Origin of the sequence: Streptomyces sp. NPDC058653 (assembly GCF_042716895.1) — a bacterium.
Lineage (GTDB): Bacteria > Actinomycetota > Actinomycetes > Streptomycetales > Streptomycetaceae > Streptomyces.
The window spans coordinates 196,447-212,449 of record NZ_JBHXRM010000001.1 but is presented as its reverse complement, the minus strand read 5'-3'; the positions used below and the strand labels follow the sequence as shown (position 1 = coordinate 212,449).

Here is a 16,003-nt window from a genome sequence, read left to right as displayed (position 1 = left end):
GGGGCCTCTGCCCCCGAATCTACCTCAGCGCCGCGGTGATCTTCTCAACTGCCGCCTGCGCGGCGGTCTTCGGGTCCTCGCCCTGGAGGACGGCCGTCATGTACGGCTTGATCGGGTTGTCCAGCTCGACGTCGGCCCACTTCGGCGAGTTGGGTGTGGCGCGTCCCTGCGCGGCGCCCGCCGCCATCGCGGCCGTGGCCTCCTGGCCCTCGATGACACCCGCGAGCGAGGTCTTGTTCGGCACGTAGCTCATGGTCCTGGCGAGGTCCGTCTGCCACTTCTCGCCGGCCAGCGCCTTGACCACCTCGACGGCGGCGGACCGGTGCGAGGAGTTCTTGGGAACGATGAGGTCGGAGCCGCCGGTGAAGACGGCGCCGGGCGCCGCCGAGGTCTTGCCGGGGATGGGGAAGAAGCCGAGCTTGCCCTTGAGTTCGGGGTTCTTCTCCTCGATCAGCACGGCGGAGTTGGGGGTGTCGATCATCTGCGCGATGTCGCCCCTGGCGAACTCGCCCTCCTGTACGGGCGTCACCTCGTCGGAGTCCTTGGGCCCGTCGCCGAGCGCCTGGAGTTCCTTGTAGAACTTCATGCCGTTGATCGCCTCGGGGGTGTCGAGCCGGCCCTGCCACTCGCCGCCGGACTCGACCGCCAGCTCGCCGCCCTCGTCCCAGATGAAGCCGGAGAGCGTGTACCAGTCCTGGCCCGCGAGATAGATGCCCTGCTGGGCGCCCTCGTCGAGTCGGGCCGTGATGTCCAGCCACTCCTCGCGGGTCTTGGGCGGCTCCTCGATCCCGGCCTGCGCGAAGAGGTCCTTGTTGTAGATGACGACACGGTTGGCCGCGTACCAAGGGACGCCGAACTGGGAGCCGTTGATGCTGCCGGGTTCGGCGAGTCCGGGCAGCCAGTCCTCACTTCCCAGGTCGCGTACGGACTCAAGGGTGAGATCCCGCAGTCCGTCGCTCTCCGCGTACTGGGCGACCTGGGTGTTGCCGACCTCGATGATGTCCGGCGAGTCGTCGTCCTCCAGCGCGGCCATCACCTTCTTGCCGATCCCGGTCCACTCCTGGATCTTGACCTCCAACCGGATCTCGGGGTTCTCCTCCTCGTACGCCTCGGTGAACCGCTCCAGGAACTCGGTGGAGACGCTGTCCTTCATGAGCCAGATGGTGATCACCCGCTCGTCGTCGCCCGGGAGCATGCCGCATCCCACGAGTGCGATGGAGGACACGAGCGCGGCGGAGCCGACAAAAAAGCGGTTCTTCACGTAGGTCACCTTCTGGCGTGCTGGCACGTAAGAGAGAAACCCGACGTGGGGGGAGCAAGAGCACTCGCACGGGCATTCGGCGATTTTGGTATGGACCAGGTAACCGGTCAAGCCCCGAGCAGCCGCCGGGACCCCTATCTCCTGCCGCGCGCGGCGCCTGGTGGTGGGGCACGGTGGGAGTGACACCGCGACCGTGCGAAGAGGAGAAGGACCCCCATGAGCAACCACACCTACCGGGTCACGGAGATCTACGGCACCTCGGAGACGGGCGTCGACGAGGCCATCCGCAACGGCATCGGCCGGGCGTCCAAGACCCTGCGCGAGCTGGACTGGTTCGAGGTGACACAGGTCCGGGGCCATATCGTCGACGGCCGGATCGAGCACTACCAGGTCGGCCTCAAGGTCGGCTTCCGACTGGAGGACGGCGAGAGCGCGGGCTGACCGGTCGTCGCGGGCGCGCCGCGCGCCGGCGCGGCGGATGAGGCCCGGCCCCCGCGCTTGGACCCCGTCACGTGCGGCCCTCGCGTTCCTGGCCGTCCTTCAGCGACTGGGACGTGCTCGCCCAGCGGGCCCGTACGACCCGGAATCCCGCGCGTTCCACCGCGTCGCAGACCAGCTCGTCGTCGTCCACGAGCATGCGGATCTCCCGGCCGGCGGCCAGCTTGCCGAGCCGCTCCACCTTGGTCGTACGGGCCGGTCTCCGGTCGTCGTTGCGGCGCATGAAGAGCCGGCCGTCGGGGAGTCCGTTCGCCCGCAGCCAGACGAGTGTGTCCTCGCGGCAGCGTTCGGGACGGCCCGTCAGATAGACGACCTCGCACTCCTCCGCGCTGGTCAGGACCAGCGCCACTCCCTCGGCCAGCGGGGTGTCCCCCGGCGCCGCGTCGAAGAAGGCCTTCCAGTCCTTCGGCCGGCGCTCCAGGAAGTGCTGGCGGTGCGCGGTGTCCGCGAGCGTCCCGTCCAGATCGAATACCGCCAGTGGTCTGCTGTTGTCCGTCACACGCCCAGCCTAGAGAAGGGCCGGGAATCCTCACGCCGCGCAGGTGTTGAACGTGAGGTGAGCCCTGTGATCGCGGACATCCCGTTCTCCGTACTCGACCGCTCCCGCACCCGGGAGGGCCGGGACACCGCCGAGGCGCTGCGCGACACCGTGCGCCTCGCGCGGCGGCTGGAGGCGCTCGGCTACCACCGGTTCTGGGTCTCCGAGCACCACAGCGTGCCCGGCGTCGCGGGCTCGGCGCCGACCGTTCTGGCGGCGGCGGTCGCGGCGGCGACCTCCACGATCCGCGTCGGTACGGGCGGGGTGATGCTCCCCAACCACCGGCCGCTGGTGGTGGCCGAGCAGTTCGGGGTGCTGGAGTCGCTGTTCCCGGGACGGATCGACATGGGCCTCGGCCGCTCGGTGGGCTTCACCGACGGGATACGCCGGGCACTCGGAAAGGACAAACGGGACACGGAGGACTTCGCCGAACGCGTCGCGGAACTGCTCGGCTGGTTCACCGGCGACCAGCGGCTCTACCCCGAGGTCCACGCCCTGCCCGCCGAGGGCCTGCGGCCGAAGCCGTTCGTCCTGGCGATGGGCGAGGGCGCGGACATCGCGGCGGCGGCCGGTCTGCCCATGGTCGTCGGCGACCTGCGCGGCCGGGACCGCATGCTGCGGGCGGTGGAGCGCTACCGCGAGAGCTTCCGCCCCTCCGCCTGGTCGGACCGCCCGCACGTGGTCATCTCGGGGACGGTCGCGGTCGCCGCGACCGAGGAGGAAGCGCGCCGACTGCTGATGCCCGAAGCGTGGTCGATGGCCCACTCCCGGACACGCGGCGTCTTCCCCCCGCTCGCGCCCGCCGACCGGATCGGGACGCTGGCGATGACCGCGAAGGAGCGGGAGTTCTACGAGTCGGGCCTGCGCGGCCATGTCCAGGGCACGGAGGAGCAGGTGGCCGACGCCCTGGACTCGGTGATCAAGGAGACCGCCGCGGACGAGGTACTGGTGACGACGAGTACGTACGACCGCGACGCCCTCCTGGACTCCCTCACCCGCCTGGCAGGGGTCGCGGGACTGACCCCGGTCCCTGTCCCCAATCCTCCAGCTGATTCCGCGCGTTGAGGAGCGGAACGACGAGCGGCTGATCTCCCCCGTTCGCGACATGCCACCCGAGCGCGGGGCCGCCGGTCAGCAGGGCGGACGCGGCGTCATCGAGCATCGCGGCGACACTCGGCCACAGGGGAACCCCGAGGCCCCAGACCTCGTGGTCCCAGAAATGCACGTTCCCGTGGTACTCGTCCGGACGGAGCCGGACGACAAGGCTGTCACCGCCGGGGCTCGACGCGATCGGCAGCAGGTCCTCGGTGAACCGGTCGGGCCACTGCGGGTCGTCCGGGTCCTCGTCCGCCGCGAGGCCGAGCATGAACTCCCTGAGCGCCAGGGTCTCTTCGGGGAGTACCAAGGTGCAGGTCCCCTCGGGCGGCAGCCAGTCCCCGGCATGAACGGCGTCCAGCCGCCACAGGGCGAGGAGATCCGGCGGCAGCGACACCCCGAACTCGTCCCGGACCCGGTGCTCGACCGCCGCGACGCCCGCCTCGTCGGCGACGCCCGTCGTCCTCACCCGCCAGGGCGCAGGCGGCGGCAGCCGGTCCGCGATCTGTTCCCACGCCCGGCGGACCCGCTCCGCCACCGCTCGCGTCGATTCCCCCACGCCGCCGACGCCCCGTGCGTCTTTCGCATCCATGACCGGAGGCTGTCACACGCCACCGACAACCGGCCCGGGGAGCGGCGGGTCTACCGCGCCACCTTCCGCGTCGCCCGCAGCCACTCCTTGTTCATCGCCGTGATCGACGGCAGCGGGATGCCCTTCGGGCAGGCCGTCGCGCATTCGCCGGTCAGGGTGCAGCCGCCGAAGCCCTCCTCGTCCATGGTGGCGACCATGTCCAGGACCCGGGTCTCGCGTTCGGGCGCGCCCTGGGGCAGGACGTTGAGGTGGTTGACCTTGGCGGAGGTGAAGAGCATCGCCGAGCCGTTCGGGCACGCGGCCACACACGCGCCGCAGCCGATGCACTCGGCGTGCTCGAACGCGAAGTCGGCGTCCGCCTTGGGCACGGGCGTGGCGTGTGCCTCGGGGGCGGAGCCGGTCGGGGCGGAGATGTAGCCGCCCGCGCCGATGATCCGGTCGAACGCCGACCGGTCCACGACCAGGTCCTTGACCACGGGGAACGCGCCGGCGCGCCACGGCTCGACGTCGATCGTGTCGCCGTCGGAGAAGTGCCGCATATGGAGCTGGCAGGTGGTGGTGCGCTCGGGGCCGTGGGCGTCACCGTTGATGACGACACCGCACGCGCCGCAGATGCCTTCACGGCAGTCGTGGTCGAACGCGACGGGGTCGTCGCCGGTGAGGATCAGCTGCTCGTTGAGCGAGTCGAGCATCTCCAGGAACGACATGTCCTCGGAGATGCCGTCGATGTCGTACGTGACCATGGCGCCGGTGGCGTCGGCGGCGCTCTGCCGCCAGACGCGCAGGGTGAGCCTCATGCGTAGCTCCGCTGGGTGGGGTGGACGTACTCGAAGACGAGGTCTTCCTTGTGCAGGACGGGCGCGGTGCCGGAGCCGGTGAACTCCCAGGCCGCCGCGTACGAGAAGGCGTCGTCGTGCCGTTCCGCCTCGCCGCCCTCGGTCTGGGACTCCTCGCGGAAGTGGCCGCCGCAGGACTCGGCGCGGTGCAGCGCGTCGAGGCACATCAGCTCGGCGAGTTCCAGGTAGTCGACGACGCGGTTGGCCTTCTCCAGCGACTGGTTGAACTCCTCGCCGGTGCCGGGCACCTTGATCCGGCGCCAGAACTCCTCGCGGATCTCCGGGATGCGGTCGAGCGCCTTGCGCAGCCCGACCTCGCTGCGGGCCATTCCGCAGTGCTCCCAGAGGAGTTCGCCGATCTCCCGGTGGAAGGAGTCGGGGGTGCGGTCGCCGTCGACGGAGAGCAGCAGCCGCAGCCGGTCCTCGGTGTCGGCGACGGCCTCGGCGACGGCGGGGTGGCTGTCGTCGACCGTGTCCTGGTGCGGGTTGCGGGCCAGGTAGTCGTTGATGGTGGAGGGCAGCACGAAGTAGCCGTCGGCGAGGCCCTGCATCAGGGCGGACGCACCGAGCCGGTTGGCGCCGTGGTCGGAGAAGTTGGCCTCGCCGATCGCGAACAGCCCCGGGATGGTGGTCTGGAGGTCGTAGTCGACCCAGAGTCCGCCCATCGTGTAGTGGATCGCCGGGTAGATGCGCATCGGCACCTGGTACGGGTCCTCGGCGGTGATCCGCTCGTACATCTCGAAGAGGTTCCCGTACTTCTCCTCGACCGCCCCGCGGCCGAGCCGCCGGATCGCGTCGGCGAAGTCGAGGTAGACGCCCTGGCCGCCGGGGCCGACGCCGCGGCCCTCGTCGCAGACGTTCTTCGCCGCGCGCGAGGCGATGTCGCGCGGGACGAGGTTGCCGAAGGAGGGGTAGATCCGCTCCAGGTAGTAGTCGCGCTCGTCCTCGGGGATCTCGGCGGGCGGACGGGTGTCGCCGTGTGCCTTCGGCACCCAGATGCGGCCGTCGTTGCGCAGCGACTCGCTCATCAGCGTGAGCTTGGACTGGTGGTCGCCGGAGCGCGGGATGCAGGTGGGGTGGATCTGGGTGAAGCAGGGGTTGGCGAAGTGCGCGCCGCGCCGGTGCGCGCGCCAGACGGCGGTGGCGTTGCTGTTCTTGGCGTTGGTCGAGAGGTAGAAGACGTTGCCGTAGCCGCCGGAGGCGAGGACGACGGCGTCGGCGAAGTACGTGGACACCTTGCCGGAGATCAGGTCGCGGGCGACGATGCCGCGGGCCCGGCCGTCGACGACGATCAGGTCGAGCATCTCGGTGCGCGGGTGCATCTCGACGGTGCCGGCCGCGATCTGCCGGGACAGCGCCTGGTAGGCGCCGAGGAGCAGTTGCTGACCGGTCTGGCCACGGGCGTAGAAGGTGCGGGAGACCTGGACGCCGCCGAACGAGCGGGTGTCGAGGAGACCGCCGTACTCGCGGGCGAAGGGCACGCCCTGGGCGACGCACTGGTCGATGATCTCGACGGAGATCTGGGCGAGCCGGTGGACGTTGGACTCGCGGGCCCTGAAGTCGCCGCCCTTGACGGTGTCGTAGAAGAGGCGGTGGATGGAGTCGCCGTCGTTGCGGTAGTTCTTCGCGGCGTTGATGCCGCCCTGGGCGGCGATGGAGTGGGCGCGGCGCGGGGAGTCCTGGTAGCAGAACTGGACGACGTGGTAGCCCTGTTCGGCGAGGGTGGCTCCGGCGGCGCCGCCCGCGAGCCCGGTGCCGACGACGATGACGGTGTGCTTGCGGCGGTTGGCAGGGTTGACGAGCTTGGCCTCGAAGCGGCGGGTGTCCCAGCGCTCGGCGACGGGCCCGCCCGGGGCCTTGGTGTCGACGAGGGGTTCGCCGGTGGAGTAGTCGGTGTACGTGGCGGGGAGTGTGTCGTCCATGTCAGCTCACGACTCCGGTCATGACGGCTACGGGCAGGGAGATGAAGCCGGCGGTCAGTACGAGCGCGAGGCCGTTGGCCGTGAGCTTCAGCAGACGGTCACGGGTCGCGTGGCCCATGCCGAGGGTCTGTGCGGCGCTCCAGAAGCCGTGCCGGACGTGGAGTCCGAGGGCGAGCATCGCGGTGATGTAGATGACGTTGCCGTACCAGGTGGAGAAGGTCGCGACGACGTTCTCGTACGGGTGACCCGGCTGGGCGTTCTCGTTGACGGTGAGTGTCGTGAGGTCGAGCAGGTGCCAGACGATGAACAGCGCCAGGATGATGCCGCCCCAGCGCATGGTGCGGGTGGCGTAGCTGGCGCGGCGGCGCTTGTGCACGTAGGAGGTGGGGCGGGCCGCGATGTCGCGGCGGCTGAGCTGGTACGCGCAGACCCCGTGCAGGATCACGGCGGCGAGCAGCACCACGCGCACGATCCACAGGGTCCACTCGTGGTGCAGGACGGGCTCGCCCATGGTGCGCAGCCAGTGGCCGTACGCGTTGAACTCCCCGGGGCCGAAGAAGATCTTCAGATTGCCCAGCAGATGCGCGACGAGATAGCCGAGCAGGATCAGGCCGCTGACGGCCATGACGGCCTTCTTGCCGACCGTGGAACCCCAGAGGGTGCCGAGAACCGAGGGCCGTCTGCCGGGTCGTCCGCCGCCCGGCTCACCGGCCTTCCGGTCCGACCGCTTGTCCGTGCGCGTTGCCAGAGCCATGTCACGCACGCTAGAGCCGGGGGCACCAAGAGGTCCAAGACATGGTTCGGCTCATGTCCATAGCCTCTCCCTATCGTAGGTTTACGCTGGAGCCATGCAGTTCCAGCAGCTCGTCTATTTCGTCGCCGTCGCGGAGACCCTGCACTTCACCCGGGCCGCCGAGCGCGTGCATGTCTCCCAGCCGTCCCTTTCCCAGCAGATCCGGGCCCTGGAGAAGGAGCTGGGCGCCGAGCTGTTCGGCCGGGCGCGGGGCAATGTCGCGCTCACCGACGCGGGCGAGGCCCTGCTGCCGACGGCCCGCCGGATACTCGCCGACGCCGAGACCGCGCGCCACGAGGTGCAGGAGCTGGTGCAGCTGCGGCGCGGCCGGGTGCGGCTGGGCGCGCCGCCGAGCCTGTGCACCGGACTGCTGCCCGGGGTCCTGCGTGATTTCCACGATCAGCACCCGGGCATCGAGCTGCTGATCGAGGAGAGCGGCTCGCACGATCTCGTACGCGAACTGGCGCGCGGCGCCCTGGACTTCGCGCTGGTGGTGCTCCCGCTGCCGACGCCCTCCCCGGCGCTGACGACGGTCGAGCTGCTGCACGAGGACCTGGTGGTGGTCTCGTCGGCGGCGGCGCCGGGACCGCGCCGGCCGGTCCGGATCTCCGATCTCCAGCGGGATCAGCTGGTGATGTTCCGGCACGGCTACGACCTGCGGGAGCTGACCGTCGCCGCGTGCCGGGCGGAGGGGTTCGAGCCGACGTTCACCGTCGAGGGCGGCGAGATGGACGCCGTCCTCGGTTTCGTCCGGGCGGGGCTCGGGGTGGCGGTGGTGCCGAGCATGGTCGCCAAGCAGGCGGGGCGCGATCTGCGGGTGACACCGCTGGCGCCGCCGGGACTGCGCCGTACGATCGCGCTCGCCCACCGCAGCGACGTGGCGCCGCCGCGGGCCGCGCGCGAACTCCAGAGGGTGCTGTTCAGCACCCGGGCACGGAACGGTGCGGGCGGTGCGGGCCCCGGCGGGGAGGCCGGGCGAAGCGCGCAACGCGCGTAGCGAACGGGCGGCCGGTGCTCATCCCGGCCACCCGTTCGGGACCGTGTCAGACCGCGTCGGCCAGCGACAGCGTGTGCAGCATCTCCGGCGGGCCCGGACGCGCGTAGTACCAGCCCTGCGCCGTGTCGCAGCCGAGCATCCGCAGATGCTCCGCCTGGGTCCCGGTCTCCACGCCCTCGACCGTCACGGCCAGCTCCAGGCTGTGCGCGAGGGAGACGATCCCCTCGACGATCTTGATGTCGACGGGGTCGGCGGGGTGCTGCTGCATCCCCTGCGTGAAGGAGCGGTCCAGCTTGAGGACGCTCACCGGCAGTCTGCGCAGATTCGCCAGGTTCGAGTAGCCGGTGCCGAAGTCGTCGAGCGCGATGTCGACGCCCATCTCGGCGAGCTGCCGCAGCGGCTTGAGCAGATCCTCGTCCGCGCCGATCAGCGCCGACTCGGTGACCTCCAGACAGAGCGACCCCGGTTCGAGACCGACCCGCTCCAGCACGTCCACCGTGTCGGCGACCAGGCCGGGGTGGTGCAGCTGGGCGGGCGAGAGGTTCACGTTGATCCGTACCGGGCCGGCGAAGGTGCCGGCCGCGAGCTCCTCCTGCCAGGTGCGGGCCTGGCGTACGGACTGTTCCAGCACCCAGCGCCCGAGGGGCACGATCAGCCCGGTGTGTTCGGCGAGCGGGATGAACCGGTCGGGGCCGAGCACCCCGTGCGTCGGGTGGCTCCAGCGCACGAGCGCCTCGGCGCCGTGCACGGTGCCGTCGGCGAGATGCACCAGCGGCTGGTACTCGATGAAGAACTCGCCGCGCTCCAGCGCGGTCGGCAGCGACGTGGTGAGCCCGTGCCGGGTAATCGCGCGGGCGTCGGCCTCGGCGTCGGCGTGCTCGAAGCGGTTGCCGCCCGCCGACTTGGCGCGGTACATGGTGATGTCGGCGCTGCGCAGCACCTCGGCGGCGCTGGTGGTGCCCGCCTCGCCCTCGACGATGCCGATGCTGCCCCGGACGGTGAACTCGCGGCCGTCCAGGCTGATCGGGGTGGCCAGCGCGCCGAGAATGCGCGAGGCGAGGTCGTTCACCTCACGCTGGGTGTCGGGGCCGGTGGTCAGCGCCACGAACTCGTCGCCGCCGAGCCGGGCGACCATCTCGCCGGGCGCCGTGGCGCAGCTCTGGAGCCGGTCGGCGACCTCGACGAGCATGCGGTCGCCGGCGGAGTGGCCGAGGCTGTCGTTGATCGCCTTGAAACCGTCGAGGTCGAGGTAGCAGAGGCCGAAGCGGGCCGGCGGCCGGGCGCCCGGCGCGGGCTCCTTCGGGGGCACGACGGGATCGGCGGCGCCCTCCGCACGCTCCTCGGTGGTCTCGGCGACGGGTCCCTCGGCCGTTGCCCGCGCGGTGTCCTTCGCGGGGGCGAGCGCCTTCTCCAGCCGTTCGAAGAACAGCGTCCTGTTGGGCAGTCCGGTGAGGGCGTCGTGGGTCGCCTCGTAGCGCAGCCGCAGATTGAGCAGCCGGCGTTCCGTGGTGTCCTCCAGCAGTACCAGCTGGTACTGCGGCACTCCGTCGACGTCCCGGAGCAGCGAAACCGTCAGATTGGTCCACAGGACCGTGCCGTCGTTACGGAAGAACGGCTTCTCCGTACGGAATTCCTCACGCTCGCCCCGTACCAGCTCACTGTGGAGCCGCCAGACCTGCGGGACGTCGTCGGGGTGCACCCACTCGCTGACGTTCCTGCTGCGGACATGGTGCTCAAGGCCGCCGAACATCTGGGTGAGGGTGTCGTTGACCTCCAGCACGTGCCCGTCGAGATCGGCGATGCCGATACCTATCGCCGCTCCCTCGAACACCGCGCGGAACCGGGCCTCCGTGGCGTGCAGCGCGTCCTCGGCGGCTCCGCGCGCCGCGAGCGCGGAGCGGGCGATGGCCTCCTGCTCGGCGAGGGTGCGCTCCCGCAGCGCCAGGGCGAACCCGGCGGCGAGCGCGTGCTGGAGCCGGGCGCAGCGCGCCCGCAGTTCCTCGGCCGCGAGGTCGTCGGCCGGATCGGCCGCGGCGCCGCAGTACAGGACCAGATACGCGTCGACGACCCCGAGGGAGCGGGCGAGCGCTTCCGGGTCGGTGCAGTGCGCGGCCACCAGGGCGGCACCCACACCGTGCGCGGGCGAGGCGTCGAAGGTCCCTCGGTGCAGCGCCTCCCTCAGCCGGCGTGCCAGGGGCAGCAGATGGTGTTCGAACTCGGGCCTGGTCAGCGACGTGGCCGTCGCGGGGAAGATCGCGCGGCTCCAGATCGTCGCGAACCGCCTGAGCCGGTCCTCCACTCCGTCCGGTTCCGCCTCGGCGTCCGGGACCTCCGCAGGCACCTTCACGCCTTGCGTCCCACTCCGGCGAAGCCCGACATCGCGTACGGGTCCTCCTGGCCGTCAGGGCTCTCGGGCCGCCAGCTCCCCATGGGCACCAGACCGGGCTCGACGAACTCGTAGCCGTCGAAGAAGCCGGCGATCTCCTCGCGCGTGCGCATGACGAGCGGGTTGCGGATGTTCCTGTAGACGCCGACCATTCCCGCGACCTGTTCCTGGGGCAGCGGGATGCCCGCGTACGCGGCGTGGCAGACGGCGATGACACTGCCGGGGGCGAGGGCCTCGGTCAGCTCGGCGACGGCCGCGAAGGGCTTGTCCTCGTCCTCCAGGAAGTGCAGGACGGAGACCAGCAGCAGACCGACGGGACGGTCCAGGTCGAGGAGCGCGCGGACCTCGGGGCTGTCGAGGATCTGCCGGGGTCTGCGGAGATCGGCCGCCACGATCGCGGCCTTGTCGTCGCCTTCGAGCACCGCTCTGCTGTGCGCCACGGCGACCGGGTCGTGGTCGACGTACACGACCCTGGAGTCGGGGTCGGCGGCCCGGGCCACCTCGTGCACATTGCCGAACGTGGGAATGCCGGAACCGATGTCGAGGAACTGGGTCACGCCCTCGCCAATGGCGAATCGGACGACCCGGCGCATGAACGCCCGGTTCGCCTGCATGATCTTGGGCAGCCCCGGAGTGAACTCCATTGCCTTACGGGCCGCTTCCCTGTCCACTTCGAAATTGTGCGAACCGCCCAGATAGTAGTCATAAATGCGGGAAACGCTCGGCACCGATATGTCGATGCCTTGCGGTGCCCAGGCGGGACGCTCCATCGAGATCTCCAACAAGTCGCCACGGTGAACGGCCTTGTACATGGCCGGTGTTCGAGCCGAGGCTACTGATCGCCCGCCAAGAGAGCGAGCCGAAACGGAAATTAGCGGTCCGTTCTCGGTCACACCTGAACCCGGCACGCAAGCGGTCCGCCGCCACGCACGGGTGCGTGACGGCGGACCGATCGGCCGGAGGCGCGACGTGGGGACTACTTGGGCGCTCCGACCAGCTTGGAGTCGGGAGCGACGGCGTACCAGGTGCCGCCGACGCCCTGACCATTGGTGTCACCGGGCTTGGTGTCCCCGGCGAAGGTGTAGATCGGCCAGCAGTCGATGGTCTGCTGCTTGATTCCGTCGGGCCGGTCGAACGTCACGAAGCCCTTCTTGATGATGCCTTCGGTGTCGTTCTTGTCGACCGGAGCGACTACCGGCCACTTTTCCAGGCAGGCGCCGGTGCAGGCCGTCTTCATGGGCCACGCAGTGTCCTTCTTGAACCGATATACCGTCATACCCTTGGAGTCGACCACGATTTCGCCGAGCTTGGGGTCCTTTCGCACGGACAGTCCGGCGAGATCGGCCTCGGAGCCGCCGGCGGCCTCTCCACCGGCCGCTCCGGGAGCGGCCTTCTTTCCGTCGGGAGCGGAGGCGAACCAAGTGCCGCCCACACCCTGACCGTTGGCGTCACCGGGATTGGTGTCCTTGGCGTAGCGGTACATCGGCCAGCCGCCGAGCGTCAGTTGCTTGGTGCCGTCGGCGCGGGTGACCTCTCCGATCTTCGACGCGTCGGTGCCGGCCGCCGCCTTGACGTCGCCGGCCGCGACGACGGGCCACGCCTTCTCGCACTCGCCCACACAGTTCGACTTGGGCGGCTCGGCGGTGTCGTTGTCGAAGCGGTAGAGCGTGAAGCCCTCGCTGTCGGTGACGACCTCGCCGAGCTCCTTGCTGTCCCAGACGGCCAGTTGGCCGGCGGTCTTGGGCTCGGCCGCGGACTCGTCGCCGTAGCCGCTGTCGGATCCGTAACCGCCGTCGGCGGGTGCGGCAGCGCCGACAGCCTCACCGTTGGGGCTCTCACCCTTCTCCTGACCGCACGCCGTCGTCAGGGCCAGTACGGCCACCGCGGTCACCGCGAGCGAGGCGTTCCGCCAGGTGTTCATGTCAACTCCCGTAGTTCGTAAGCCAGTTGGGGCGCCAGGCCGCGCCGTTCATGGTCCTAAGTACGGGCGGGAGGGTGGAGAGCGTTCAACGTCTCTCAAAGAATCTTCAGAAAGAAACCTGGAAGGCCCCGAATCCGCCCGATCAGGCGAATCGAGCGGCATCTCGGCGCGGCGTGCGCCACGCTGATCCATGCTGCGGCCGTGTACAGATCATTTGCCGCGCGGACCCTGGCCGTCACCGGACTCGTCTGCATACTCAGCACGCCCGCTCCCGCCGTCGCAGCCATCTGTGTCTCGGCCTGGACCGGGCCGGGCGGTTCGGGCGCGGTCGTCGTCATCGGCGACGGGCCCTGCTGGCCCAAGCCGCCGCCGCCGTCGCCGCCGCCCTCGCCCTCGCCCCCTCCGTCGCCCGAACCCCCACCGCCCTCGCCGCCTCCCTCACCGCCACCGACTCCCGAACCACCGCCCGAGCCGACGCCGGAGCCCTCACCACCGCCGCCCCGGCCCGAGCCGGAGCCGGAGCCGCCGGTGGTCGCGGAGCCCGTGCCCGTACCGCCCCGGCCCGAGCCGCCGCCGGTGCGGCCCGCGGCCGACCCGCCGCCGCCTCCGCCGCCGCCCGTCAGGCCGTCGGCGCCCGCGCCGTCACCGTCGCAGTCGCCGCCGAAGGCCGATCCGCCGGAGGTACGGGTGCTGCCCGCGTACAAGTCGCCGGCCCGTAAGCGGCCGTCGAACGGCACGTCGGTCGTGATGCTCATGCTCCTGCTCACGGCACCGGCGGTGCTGGCCGCCGCCATCCTTCGCCCCCGTTCCCGCTAGCTGACGGAGACCCATGTCGGAATGGCTTGTCCTGTCCCTGGCGATGGCCGCGGCCTGCGCGGTCGTCGTGGCCATCGTTCTCATCAACAACCGCCGGGTGCCGGCGGACGACGACCCCTCCGAGAGCCCGGACGTCCTCGAATACATGACGATGATGATCGGCGTGGTCTACGCGATCGTGCTGGGTCTGGCCATCGCCGGCGTCTGGGAGGCGCGCGGCGGGGCCCAGGAGTCCGTACGCCAGGAGGCACAGGCCCTGCACGAGGTGCAGGCGCGGTCCGAGGTCTACCCGGCCGAGGTCCGTGATCGGATCCGGGGCGACGTCGACGCGTACGTCTCGTACGTGGTCGACACCGAGTGGCCCTACATGGCGGACCACGGGAGCCTCAGCGAGAAGGGAACGGCGCTGCTGGAGCGGGTACGCCGCAGCGTCACCGACTACGTACCCGCCGACGACCACCAGGCGCAGGCCTACCAGCCACTGGTCGACCAGGTGGCGGCGGCCGACGACGCGCGAGGCGCCAGGGGCGAGAACGCGGGGGCGACCATGCCGGGGGTCGTCTGGTTCGGCCTCATCACGGGCGCGGTCGTGACGGTGGGGCTGATCTTCACGCTCCAGATCCGGCGCACCTGGCGGGAGCTGCTGCTGGCCGGGCTGTTCAGCGCGCTGATCGCCTTCCTGCTCTTCCTGATCTGGGACTTCGACGCACCGTACGGGCGGGGGATCGCGGCCACGGCGGGCCCGTTCCACAATCTGTTCCCGCACGTCGACATGTAGGGGAGCGCGCGGGGCGGCCCGTTGCGCGGTCGTCGGACGGAGACCCGGCAGCGGACCGTCCGGCGACCCGCACGGACCAGTCGGGTGAGAGGACAACCCGTTCGCCCGACTGAGATCGCGGCCGCCAGGGGGCGCTCCTAGCGTGCCGGGTATCGAGGTGCATTTCCCGCCATCCGCGGAAATCAGTTCCGCACTGCCCCTCGGAGACCCGGAGGATTGTCCATGCGCGCGATACGTGCCGCGTCCGCCGCTCTGCTGGGAGCGGCCGCACTCGCACTCACGACGCCTGCCGTGGCCATGCCCACGGCGGCGGCCCCCACTCCTTTCGGTTTCGCCGTCACCCCTTCGGTGATCGCGGCAGGCGGCCAGGTGACCCTCACGGTCACCGGCTGCAGCAGCACCGCCACCGCCGAGTCCGGGGTGTTCGACGACACCCCCATCCCCTCCGGAGGATCGGCGCGGGCCTCCATCTTCTGGGACGCCAAGCCCGGCGCGATGTACGAGGTGACCTTCATCTGCAACGGTCAGCGGGGCACCACCGACCTGACCATCGCGGGCGGCACCCCCTCGCCCACGCCGACCCGGACGTCGACCCCCACCCCCACCCCGACACCGAGCCCGGCCGTGACCCGCACGGCGGCGACCACCAGTTCCACGGCGATCGCGCCTCCCGGTGGTGTCCGCGGCGGACTCGGCGGCAGCTTCATGGGCATGAACGCCACCGAGCTGGCGGTCGGCACCGGCCTCGTCGCGGCCGCGGCCGCCGGCACCGTCCTGGTCGTGCGCCGTCGCTCGGCGAGCCGCGAGCACTGACCCGGTGTCGCGCCGGCGGCGGACCGCACACTCGTCGCCCCAAGTCCGGTCCGGGACTTGGGGCGACAGGCGTTCGCCGTCAGGAGGCCCGGCCGGTCAGACGAGCGTGTTGCTCGTACGGCGGCGACGGGCGATGAAGACCGTACCGCCGACCGCGGCCGACGCGACCAGACCGGCGCCGACCGCCATCTCGGTCGAGCTCGGGCCGATGGAGCCACCGAGGCCGCCTTCCGAGCCCTGTCCGGCCACCACGCGGAAGCGGTGGGTCGCGATACGGCTGTTGTCGCTGCACTTGACGGAGAGGTTGTAGTCGCCGGGTGTGGCGTGGTTGTGGATACGGGCCCTGGCCTCCGAGTGACCCGAGGAGTTCACCGAGAGCTGCGCCCTGGGGAAGGCGTTCGACGTGACGGTGCCGCCGTGGCCGCAGCCGTCGACGGTGATGTGCAGCGTGCCGCCCTGGTGGACGGAGAACGGGTTGACGGTGATGTTCCTCGGACCGTTGGTGGCCCCGGCCAGCGGGGCGGAGAGCGCCACGGCGGCGCAGGCCGCGGCAGTCACCATGAGAGCGCGTGAAGCACGCATCGTTGAGCCTCCAGCGGAAGACGCCCCAAAGCGGTGCTCCGGGAAATTCGACGAGTACGCCCTCCATGACGAACCATCACCGGCGAGAACATTCGACGCATTTCGGCACTGGTCCACCTCGGTGAGACGACACGCCGACAGATCGAGTCCGGACCTGACGGACGCGCAGGTCACA

The 16,003-nt window shown here is 70.7% G+C and carries 15 protein-coding genes and 2 pseudogenes; 5 read left to right on the top strand and 12 right to left on the bottom strand.

The features are described from left to right. Positions 1-19: 19 nt before the first annotated feature. Complete coding sequence (locus ACFWU9_RS00925) at positions 20-1,261, bottom strand: extracellular solute-binding protein (RefSeq protein WP_384313541.1); 1,242 nt, start codon at positions 1,259-1,261, stop codon at positions 20-22. A gap of 216 nt (positions 1,262-1,477) precedes the next feature. On the opposite strand from ACFWU9_RS00925, the gene ACFWU9_RS00920 reads away from it, so the two are divergent. Further along, positions 1,478-1,702: a dodecin gene (locus tag ACFWU9_RS00920; protein ID WP_384313539.1), complete on the top strand. Its 225-nt coding sequence runs from the start codon at positions 1,478-1,480 to the stop codon at positions 1,700-1,702. 67 nt (positions 1,703-1,769) lie between these two features. On the opposite strand, the gene ACFWU9_RS00915 is transcribed toward ACFWU9_RS00920, so the two are convergent. After that, a complete protein-coding gene (locus ACFWU9_RS00915) occupies positions 1,770-2,258 on the bottom strand; it encodes a hypothetical protein (protein WP_384313538.1) in 489 nt (162 codons plus the stop codon). Positions 2,259-2,315: 57 nt separating this feature from the next. On the opposite strand from ACFWU9_RS00915, the gene ACFWU9_RS00910 reads away from it, so the two are divergent. Continuing rightward, positions 2,316-3,362 carry an LLM class flavin-dependent oxidoreductase gene (locus ACFWU9_RS00910; protein ID WP_384313536.1) on the top strand — a complete coding sequence of 349 codons (1,047 nt, stop codon included), beginning with the start codon at positions 2,316-2,318 and terminating at the stop codon, positions 3,360-3,362. On the opposite strand, the gene ACFWU9_RS00905 is transcribed toward ACFWU9_RS00910, so the two are convergent. From ACFWU9_RS00905 to ACFWU9_RS00890, 4 genes are read right to left on the bottom strand one after another with little or no spacing between them, the layout of a single operon-like run. Further along, positions 3,289-3,984, bottom strand: coding sequence for an SMI1/KNR4 family protein (locus ACFWU9_RS00905; RefSeq protein WP_384313534.1), 696 nt, complete (start codon positions 3,982-3,984; stop codon positions 3,289-3,291). The two genes, ACFWU9_RS00910 and ACFWU9_RS00905, sit on opposite strands and share 74 nt — an antisense overlap. 50 nt (positions 3,985-4,034) lie before the next feature. Next, positions 4,035-4,781 (bottom strand): succinate dehydrogenase/fumarate reductase iron-sulfur subunit, encoded by a 747-nt coding sequence (locus ACFWU9_RS00900; RefSeq protein WP_384313532.1) that lies wholly within the window; start codon positions 4,779-4,781, stop codon positions 4,035-4,037. Further along, on the bottom strand, positions 4,778-6,742 hold the full coding sequence (locus tag ACFWU9_RS00895; protein ID WP_384313530.1) for a fumarate reductase/succinate dehydrogenase flavoprotein subunit: 1,965 nt from the start codon (positions 6,740-6,742) through the stop codon (positions 4,778-4,780). The genes ACFWU9_RS00900 and ACFWU9_RS00895 overlap by 4 nt, the downstream gene beginning before the upstream one ends. A 1-nt stretch (position 6,743) precedes the next feature. Then, positions 6,744-7,496, bottom strand: coding sequence for a succinate dehydrogenase cytochrome b subunit (locus ACFWU9_RS00890; protein WP_384313528.1), 753 nt, complete (start codon positions 7,494-7,496; stop codon positions 6,744-6,746). A gap of 94 nt (positions 7,497-7,590) precedes the next feature. Between ACFWU9_RS00890 and ACFWU9_RS00885 the strand changes: the two genes are divergently transcribed. Further along, the gene (locus ACFWU9_RS00885) at positions 7,591-8,532 is read left to right on the top strand and encodes a LysR family transcriptional regulator (RefSeq protein ID WP_384313527.1); all 942 of its coding nucleotides are present in this window, start codon (positions 7,591-7,593) and stop codon (positions 8,530-8,532) included. A gap of 46 nt (positions 8,533-8,578) precedes the next feature. On the opposite strand, the pseudogene ACFWU9_RS00880 reads toward ACFWU9_RS00885, so the two are convergent. The 5 genes and pseudogenes from ACFWU9_RS00880 to ACFWU9_RS00860 form a co-directional block, all read right to left on the bottom strand. Continuing rightward, positions 8,579-9,814, bottom strand: a pseudogene (locus ACFWU9_RS00880) (putative bifunctional diguanylate cyclase/phosphodiesterase); the annotation flags it as partial. 114 nt (positions 9,815-9,928) lie between these two features. Then, a pseudogene (locus ACFWU9_RS00875) lies at positions 9,929-10,879 on the bottom strand (PAS domain S-box protein); the annotation flags it as partial. Then, the gene (locus ACFWU9_RS00870; RefSeq protein WP_384313791.1) at positions 10,876-11,688 is read right to left on the bottom strand and encodes an SAM-dependent methyltransferase; all 813 of its coding nucleotides are present in this window, start codon (positions 11,686-11,688) and stop codon (positions 10,876-10,878) included. The gene ACFWU9_RS00870 and the pseudogene ACFWU9_RS00875, both read right to left, overlap by 4 nt. Before the next feature lie 206 nt (positions 11,689-11,894). Beyond that, positions 11,895-12,839: an SCO0930 family lipoprotein gene (locus tag ACFWU9_RS00865; RefSeq protein ID WP_384313525.1), complete on the bottom strand. Its 945-nt coding sequence runs from the start codon at positions 12,837-12,839 to the stop codon at positions 11,895-11,897. A gap of 95 nt (positions 12,840-12,934) precedes the next feature. Further along, the gene (locus tag ACFWU9_RS00860; protein ID WP_384313523.1) at positions 12,935-13,594 is read right to left on the bottom strand and encodes a hypothetical protein; all 660 of its coding nucleotides are present in this window, start codon (positions 13,592-13,594) and stop codon (positions 12,935-12,937) included. Between the two features lie 74 nt (positions 13,595-13,668). On the opposite strand from ACFWU9_RS00860, the gene ACFWU9_RS00855 reads away from it, so the two are divergent. Both ACFWU9_RS00855 and ACFWU9_RS00850 read left to right on the top strand, forming a co-directional pair. After that, positions 13,669-14,433 (top strand): hypothetical protein, encoded by a 765-nt coding sequence (locus tag ACFWU9_RS00855; RefSeq protein ID WP_384313521.1) that lies wholly within the window; start codon positions 13,669-13,671, stop codon positions 14,431-14,433. A 222-nt stretch (positions 14,434-14,655) separates the two neighbouring features. Beyond that, entirely contained in the window at positions 14,656-15,246 is a 591-nt protein-coding gene (locus ACFWU9_RS00850) for a hypothetical protein (RefSeq protein WP_384313519.1), read from the top strand. Between the two features lie 96 nt (positions 15,247-15,342). On the opposite strand, the gene ACFWU9_RS00845 is transcribed toward ACFWU9_RS00850, so the two are convergent. Then, positions 15,343-15,828, bottom strand: coding sequence for a hypothetical protein (locus tag ACFWU9_RS00845; protein WP_384313517.1), 486 nt, complete (start codon positions 15,826-15,828; stop codon positions 15,343-15,345). Positions 15,829-16,003 lie beyond the last annotated feature (175 nt).

Coding starts and splice junctions, on each gene's coding strand:
- ACFWU9_RS00920 (WP_384313539.1), top strand. CDS start 1,478: ATGAGCAACCACACCTACCGGGTCACGGAGATCTACGGCACCTCGGAG.
- ACFWU9_RS00905 (WP_384313534.1), bottom strand. CDS start 3,984: ATGGATGCGAAAGACGCACGGGGCGTCGGCGGCGTGGGGGAATCGACG.
- ACFWU9_RS00900 (WP_384313532.1), bottom strand. CDS start 4,781: ATGAGGCTCACCCTGCGCGTCTGGCGGCAGAGCGCCGCCGACGCCACC.
- ACFWU9_RS00895 (WP_384313530.1), bottom strand. CDS start 6,742: ATGGACGACACACTCCCCGCCACGTACACCGACTACTCCACCGGCGAA.
- ACFWU9_RS00890 (WP_384313528.1), bottom strand. CDS start 7,496: ATGGCTCTGGCAACGCGCACGGACAAGCGGTCGGACCGGAAGGCCGGT.
- ACFWU9_RS00885 (WP_384313527.1), top strand. CDS start 7,591: ATGCAGTTCCAGCAGCTCGTCTATTTCGTCGCCGTCGCGGAGACCCTG.
- ACFWU9_RS00870 (WP_384313791.1), bottom strand. CDS start 11,688: ATGGAGCGTCCCGCCTGGGCACCGCAAGGCATCGACATATCGGTGCCG.
- ACFWU9_RS00865 (WP_384313525.1), bottom strand. CDS start 12,839: ATGAACACCTGGCGGAACGCCTCGCTCGCGGTGACCGCGGTGGCCGTA.
- ACFWU9_RS00860 (WP_384313523.1), bottom strand. CDS start 13,594: ATGAGCATCACGACCGACGTGCCGTTCGACGGCCGCTTACGGGCCGGC.
- ACFWU9_RS00855 (WP_384313521.1), top strand. CDS start 13,669: ATGTCGGAATGGCTTGTCCTGTCCCTGGCGATGGCCGCGGCCTGCGCG.
- ACFWU9_RS00850 (WP_384313519.1), top strand. CDS start 14,656: ATGCGCGCGATACGTGCCGCGTCCGCCGCTCTGCTGGGAGCGGCCGCA.
- ACFWU9_RS00845 (WP_384313517.1), bottom strand. CDS start 15,828: ATGCGTGCTTCACGCGCTCTCATGGTGACTGCCGCGGCCTGCGCCGCC.